This is a genomic window from Gelidibacter sp. (assembly GCF_039916245.1).
Lineage (GTDB): Bacteria > Bacteroidota > Bacteroidia > Flavobacteriales > Flavobacteriaceae > Gelidibacter.
Window position 1 is genome coordinate 1 of record NZ_JBDSLS010000266.1, and the last position, 7,113, is coordinate 7,113.

At 40.2% G+C, this 7,113-nt stretch carries 5 protein-coding genes; 4 read left to right on the forward strand and 1 reads right to left on the reverse strand.

Annotated elements, in window-relative coordinates; genetic code table 11:
• The 4 genes from ABIQ28_RS13690 to ABIQ28_RS13705 all read left to right on the forward strand — a co-directional run.
• Window positions 1–527: transferase hexapeptide repeat family protein (locus ABIQ28_RS13690; RefSeq protein ID WP_348038250.1), on the forward strand; the 527-nt coding region annotated here is incomplete at its 5' end.
• A 272-nt stretch (window positions 528–799) separates the two neighbouring features.
• Complete coding sequence (locus ABIQ28_RS13695) at window positions 800–2,116, forward strand: dihydrolipoamide acetyltransferase family protein (RefSeq protein WP_348038252.1); 1,317 nt, start codon at window positions 800–802, stop codon at window positions 2,114–2,116.
• Window positions 2,117–2,337: 221 nt separating this feature from the next.
• Window positions 2,338–4,464 (forward strand): thiamine pyrophosphate-dependent enzyme, encoded by a 2,127-nt coding sequence (locus ABIQ28_RS13700; protein ID WP_348038254.1) that lies wholly within the window; start codon window positions 2,338–2,340, stop codon window positions 4,462–4,464.
• 62 nt (window positions 4,465–4,526) lie between these two features.
• A complete protein-coding gene (locus ABIQ28_RS13705; RefSeq protein WP_348038256.1) occupies window positions 4,527–4,766 on the forward strand; it encodes a hypothetical protein in 240 nt (79 codons plus the stop codon).
• A 44-nt stretch (window positions 4,767–4,810) separates the two neighbouring features.
• Here ABIQ28_RS13705 and ABIQ28_RS13710 read toward each other — a convergent pair whose 3' ends face one another.
• The gene (locus ABIQ28_RS13710; RefSeq protein WP_348038258.1) at window positions 4,811–6,481 is read right to left on the reverse strand and encodes a SulP family inorganic anion transporter; all 1,671 of its coding nucleotides are present in this window, start codon (window positions 6,479–6,481) and stop codon (window positions 4,811–4,813) included.
• Window positions 6,482–7,113: the final 632 nt, after the last annotated feature.

Here is a 7,113-nt window from a genome sequence, read left to right on the forward strand (position 1 = left end):
TCGGTAAAAACTGTTATATAGGCCCTGGAGCGGCGATTCGTGGCGATTGGGGACAGATTATTTTAGAAGATGGCGTCAACGTTCAGGAAAACTGTACGGTGCACATGTTTCCTGGGAAATCGATTACTCTAAAAGAAGGTGCCCATGTTGGGCATGGCGCGATTATTCATGGTGCTAATTTAGGTAGAAATTGTTTGATTGGAATGAATTCCGTCATCATGGATGATGCCGAAATTGGCGATGAAAGCATCGTCGGAGCTATGTCATTTGTCAAAGCCGAAACCATTATTCCAAATCGAAGTTTGGTCGTTGGCAATCCGGCAAAAGTGATTAAAGAAGTCAGTGATGAGATGATCGCATGGAAAACCAAAGGCACCCAGCTTTATCAGCAATTACCTGCCGATTGTCATGAAAGTTTAAGGGAAGTGGAGCCGTTGAGGGAAGTGCCTGAGCATATGAAAATGCAGGAAGGCGTTTATGATACTTTGAGGGATTACTTCCTGCGCAAGCAGGAATCTCGTGATTAAATGCTGAATTATGAGTGTACGACGCATTACATACAAGAAAAGGATAAAGAACATAAGTTGAAGTAGTTGGGCGTTACCCTAAAGGGTCAGGCTTTCCGCTATATCTTTTTTGTGAAAAACAAAAAAGGATGTCGCTGCAAATGCGAAGCATTCACGAGCACTTCTTATTAAAATAATAGTGAACGAGTAATCCTTAACGCAAAAGTCATCATATTCATAAAAGTTTCATAAGCACTGATATTTTAAAACTTTCAGGTTCAAAAATAAAGAAAATGAGTAAAGAAGAGAGATTCCCACTTTCGTGGGAATTAAAAATGCCCAAAATGGGCGAATCAATAACCGAAGGAACCATCATCAACTGGCTCATCAACGAAGGCGATTCGTTTGAAGAAGGCGACATCATTTTGGAAGTAGGAACTGATAAGGTCGATAATGAAGTCCCAGCGCCAGTATCTGGAAAGTTGGTAAAAACCATGTGCAAAGCTAAAGATGTTGTTCCCGTTGGACAAGTGATGGCTATCTTGGAAGTTTCTGAAGAGGCGACGTCTCCAAAAAAGGAAGTTGTCATTTCGAACGCTAGTGAGAAATCACATCAAGAGAAAAAGAATGTTTCCAAACCAAAGTCAACAGCTTCAGTTTCAACTTCGAGTTCATTTTCAACTTCAAATACTTTCTTCTCGCCATTAATCATTGCCATTGCCAAAGAACAGCACATCAGTTTTGAAGAATTAGCACGAATCCCTGCCACAGGAAACGAAGGCAGACTCCGTAAAAGCGATCTATTTAGTTATATTGAAGACGGACGACCGTACAAATTTGCGCAACCTATAATTCAAGACTCAACAGCCTATCGAATTCCACAACTGAGTTTCGATAAAGGCAAAGGTAAAATCATTGAAATGGACCGCATGCGCCAAATGATTGCCGATCACATGGTGTATTCTAAACATACCTCGCCACATGTTACGGCGTATGTGGAGGCCGATATGACCAATATGGTCAATTGGCGAAATGCCAATAAAGATGCATTTCAAGAAAAATATGGGGAACGTTTAACGTTTACACCATTATTTGTGGAAGCAGTCGCCAAAGCAGTCAAGGATTTTCCAAATATCAATGCCTCTGTGGATGGTAATAACATCATCGTAAAAGAGGATATCAATATCGGAATGGCCACCGCTTTGCCGAGTGGAAACTTAATAGTTCCAGTGGTAAAAAACGCAGACACCAAAGATTTAAAAGCTTTAGCCGAAAATGTCAATGAATTAGCAGCAAAAGCAAGAGAAAATAGATTAGGAGGCGACGACATTAAAGGCAGCACCTTTACAATATCAAACGTAGGAACTTTTGGAAGTGTCATGGGAACGCCCATTATCAATCAACCCGAAGTGGCCATTTTGGCCTTAGGAATTATTAAAAAACGCCCCGAAGTCATTGAAACCGACAAAGGCGATGAAATTGCGATTCGAAGCATGATGTATCTGTCACTTTCTTTTGACCATCGTGTTGTGGATGGATTTTTAGGTGGAAGTTTTGTGCGTCGGGTTGCCGATTATTTTGAACAGTTTGATATTAGTAGAAACATATAATGATGATAAGACCTGACAGGTTTCTACTTGTCCGCCGAAGTTTCAGCTAAGGAGGAAAATCTGTCAGGTCTGAATCCCATTTACGTTAGGGATTACGAATCCAATTTCATTTTTAAAAATAGGAATTCTTGATAACGCTGCGTTAGGGATTGCAGTGAAAAGCCCACAGCGAAGCGAGGACTTGTAACGGAAAGCCCGCCCGAACGCCCAAAAAATAAATCATGAGTAATATAACCAAAGAAATTTTACATAAAGCATTCGCAAACCTTTGTACCGCCAAAGCCATGGCCGAGTTGTACGAAGCCAATTTTAAGCAAGTGTCCAAATACGTGCACGCCACTTCAAGAGGTCATGAGTCGATTCAGATTGCACTCGGAATGCAGTTATTGCCACAGGATTATGCGTTTCCATATTATAGAGATGATGCGATGTTATTAGCCTTTGGATTAAAACCTTACGATTTGATGTTGCAATTATTAGCTAAAAAAGACGACCCGTTTTCTGGCGGGCGTACTTATTATGCGCATCCGAGTTTGAGAGATATCGACAAGCCAAAAATTCCGCACCAATCGTCGGCGACTGGGATGCAAGCGATTCCTGCGACGGGTGTTGCATTGGGTTTTAAATATCGTGAGAGTGAAACTTTCTTTGAAGAGGTAAACACCGCAAAAGAAAATTTTGAAATCGATTACGATGCGTCTGTTCATTCACGAGATTCCCGCCTTCGCGGTAATGCACCCATTGTAGTGTGTTCTTTAGGCGATGCCTCGGTTACTGAAGGAGAAGTCGCAGAAGCTTTTCAGATGGCCGTCTTGAAAAAGTTGCCCATTTTGTATTTGGTGCAAGATAATGGTTGGGATATTTCGGCCAATGCTGAAGAGATTAGAGCACAAGATGCTTTTGAATATGCTAAAGGATTCAAAGGCTTGGAAGCTATCACAATTGATGGTGCCAATTTTATAGAAAGCTATGAGGCCGTTGAAAAAGTCATTGCCACCATTCGTAAAGAACGCCGACCATTTTTGATTCATGCAAAAGTACCTTTGTTAAATCATCATACCTCTGGCGTACGAATGGAATGGTATCGTGATGATTTGGAAGAAGCACGATCACGGGATCCTTATCCAGTATTGAAACAACAGATGTTGGATCATGGATTTTCTGTGGAAGAAATCGAATCCATAGAAAAGGAATGCAGAGCAACCGTAGAGACAGATTATCATCTGTCTCTGCAAGCCGAAGACCCCAAACCACAGGATCTATTCACGCACGATTTTGCGCCCACACCAATCACGGAAGAAAAAGGCGAACGCACCCCAAAAGGTGCCGAGAAAGTCGTAATGGTAGATTGTGCCTTATTTGCCGTAGAAGAATTAATGGCCAAACACAAAGAATGTTTGTTATACGGACAGGATGTGGGTGCAAGGCTAGGAGGCGTATTTAGGGAAGCAGCAACCTTGGCTCAAAAGTTTGGGGATGATCGCGTGTTCAATACGCCCATTCAAGAAGCCTTTATCGTGGGCTCGACGGTAGGTATGAGCGCGGTTGGATTAAAGCCAATCGTTGAGGTTCAGTTTGCCGATTATATTTGGCCAGGACTGAATCAATTATTTACGGAAGTCAGTAGGAGCTGTTATTTATCCAACGGAAAATGGCCAGTAAGCATGATTCTTCGGGTGCCGATTGGTGCTTATGGCAGTGGTGGCCCTTACCATTCGTCTTCAGTGGAAAGTATTGTAACGAACATCAGAGGGATAAAAATCGCCTATCCAAGTAATGGTGCTGATTTAAAAGGCTTGATGAAAGCGGCGTATTACGATCCAAATCCTGTGATTATTTTGGAGCATAAAGGTTTGTATTGGAGTAAAGTGCCAGGAACTAAAGGGGCGACTTCGGTTGAGCCGGCAGAAGATTACGTATTGCCATTTGGAAAGGCTTGGGTTTTACAAGAAATCTGGAAGCAAGAAAATGTCGAAACCTTAACCATTGTCACTTATGGCATGGGCGTCCATTGGGCGTATAATGCTTCAGGCGAAATGGGTCTGCGAAACCAAGTCGAAATCATAGATTTGCGGACCTTATTTCCTTTAGATGAGGATACCATTATGAAATCGGTCAAAAAAACAGGAAAATGTCTGGTCGTCACGGAAGAACCTTCCAATAATTCTTTTGCTAGAGCGTTGGCAGGTAAAATTCAAGAGGAATGTTTTAGGTTTTTAGATGCGCCCGTAATGACTATTGGTAGTGAGAATATGCCTGCGATTCCGCTGAATTCCATATTAGAGGAAACGATGATTCCCTCAACGGAGAAGGTAAAATTGAAAATAAATGAGTTACTCAATTACTGATTAGAGTTAAAGTTACGTCTTGATACTTAGTAGTTTTACAGTGAACATTAAAACTCAGTATTATGAAAAAAGTAATTTTTATGACGATTATGGCTCTTTTCTTATCTCTGTCTTTTACATCATGTAGAGAGCAAACAGAAAAAGAAAAAGTTATCAAGGAGATGAATGATCAAGGTGCCGAAGTCAAAGTGAAAAGAGATGGTGATAAGATAAAAATGGAAACTGACGATAAAAAGGTGAAAATCAAGACCGATAGTGATGGCGATGTCAAGATCAAGAAGAAAACAAAAGATAATGAATAATTAAATTCAAAACAAAAACGACTCTGTAAAGAGTCGTTTTTGTTTTATAAACGATATTCTGACAGTGGTTTTGTGAACTTCTCAGGGTCTTCAGCTAAATAATAGCGTGGGTCATCAACAGTTTCAATAATTACATCTTTAAACTTAGGATGTGCTTTATAGAGTAAGGTTTTGGAGTCTTCATTAAGATGTTTCAGCTTAATGGATTTTCCTTCAGCTTCATATTTATTGACCAAATTAAAAATAGCTTCAATAGCTGAGTGATCACTCACACGTGATTCTACAAAATCTATTTCGATGTTTTGAGGATCTTCATTAATGTCAAACTTTTCATTGAAATTTTGAATGGAACCAAAAAATAACGGGCCCCATATTTCATAAATTTTTGTGCCGTCTTCTTTGATGCGTTTACGTGCTCTAATCATTATCGCATTTTTCCATGCAAATACAAGCGCAGACAAAATAACACCAATAAATACAGCAATGGCAAGATCAAATATGACAGTTACGGCAGACACCGTGACCAGCACGACCGCATCTGGAACAGGGATTTTTCTCATAATCCTGAAACTTGACCAAGCAAATGTTTGAAGAACCATCATAAACATCACGCCTATTAAAGCAGCAATGGGCACTTGTTCGATATATTTATCTGTAAATAAAATAAAGGTCAATAAAGATAATGCCATCATAATGCCTGATAATCGCCCTCTACCACCCGCATTAAGATTAATTACAGTTTGACCGATCATACCACATCCTCCAGTACCGCCAAATAAGCCGCTTAAAATATTTCCAGCCCCTTGGGCTACACATTCTCTATTCCCGTCGCCTAGCGTATCTGTGAGTTCGTCCACCAAATTCATGGTCAATAAAGATTCAATAAGGCCTACGGATGCCGCTAAAAAGGCATAAGGCAGAATAAATTTGAGCGTATCAAAATTGAACGGTAAGTTTTGCCAAAGTCCCATGTTTGGGGTAGGGAATTCGCCTTTCAGCCCTTCGCCACCACCTTCTATAATATACGAACCAACGGTGCTTACATCGAGACCACTAAAAACAACGACTCCGGTGGTAATGAGAATTGCGGTTAAGGCTGCAGGGATTTTAGTAGTTAGTTTGGGAAGCAACCAAATGATGGCCATCGTAAGTCCTACGAGGCCAAGCATGGTATATAACTCAGATCCCTGCATCGGAACGTTTATATATTTTTTTAAGCCATCAGCACCTATTTCCAATTCTTTATGAGAAAACATGCGGACTTGCGCCAGAAAAATAACAATGGCCAATCCGTTGACAAAACCCATCATCACAGAATGCGGAATCAAACGCACAAACCGGCCAAGTTTTAAAACACCAGCGCCCATTTGAATTAATCCCATTAATATAACCGCCGCCAATAAATAAAAGTAACCCATATTGTCAACAGGTGTGTCGAACAATAGGCCTTTGGAATGTCCTTCTGAAATAAGATTCACAAAAATAACGGCTACGGCACCGGCAGCACCTGTGACTAATCCAGGGCGGCCACCGAAAATTCCAGCAATTAAACCAACGATGAAGGCCCCTGACAATGCCACTAAAGGGTCAATTTGCGCCACAAAAGCGAAGGCGACCACTTCTGGAACCATGGCTAGTGATACGGTTATACCAGCGAGAATATCGTTTTTTGGATTTTGAGTGAAATAGGTTCTGATGGATTGACCTGCGTGCATTACTTTCTGAATTAAGAGGGGTAAAGATAAAGTATTTGAAAAGAGCACTGCTTTTGTTGGCTATTTTAACTATAAAAAAAACATCAATCTTGAGGATTGATGCTTTGATTTTTTCTGTTGAATTTTCTTATTTCGACATTCCTGGAGGATATTTCTCCATGATTTTAGCCACAAATTAATAATGCCATTGTTGTTGTTTACCAACAATTTCACATCAAATGCAATTTAGCCATCTCTCTCTCAGGGTTTAGTACCCTGAGATGAGTTTTTGGAATGATTATAACAAGCCAGTTGAAAGGATATTTATGCCATTGTTGGTGTTTTCAACAAAGCTAAAGGTGCAATGCTGATTGAACTGCTTTTGAATTCCTTTCAAATTTTTGTAGATTTACTCAGTAGAATTACAACGTTGATTGGGTAAGTCTGGGAAGCGTTCAGTTGTGAATTCCTTTCAAATTTTTGTAGATTTACTCAGTAGAATTACAACTGGTCCAAGGGTTAAGGGACGATTCGGTGGGTTGTGAATTCCTTTCAAATTTTTGTAGATTTACTCAGTAGAATTACAACAAGATCAGGTTCTTCAAAGGATAGACAAGTGTTGTGAATTCCTTTCAAATTTTTGTAGATTTACT

Bases quoted from the DNA above. Each gene is read 5' to 3' on its own strand.
- ABIQ28_RS13700 (WP_348038254.1), top strand. From the start codon at position 2,338: ATGAGTAATATAACCAAAGAAATTTTACATAAAGCATTCGCAAACCTT.
- ABIQ28_RS13695 (WP_348038252.1), top strand. From the start codon at position 800: ATGAGTAAAGAAGAGAGATTCCCACTTTCGTGGGAATTAAAAATGCCC.
- ABIQ28_RS13705 (WP_348038256.1), top strand. From the start codon at position 4,527: ATGAAAAAAGTAATTTTTATGACGATTATGGCTCTTTTCTTATCTCTG.
- ABIQ28_RS13710 (WP_348038258.1), bottom strand. From the start codon at position 6,481: ATGCACGCAGGTCAATCCATCAGAACCTATTTCACTCAAAATCCAAAA.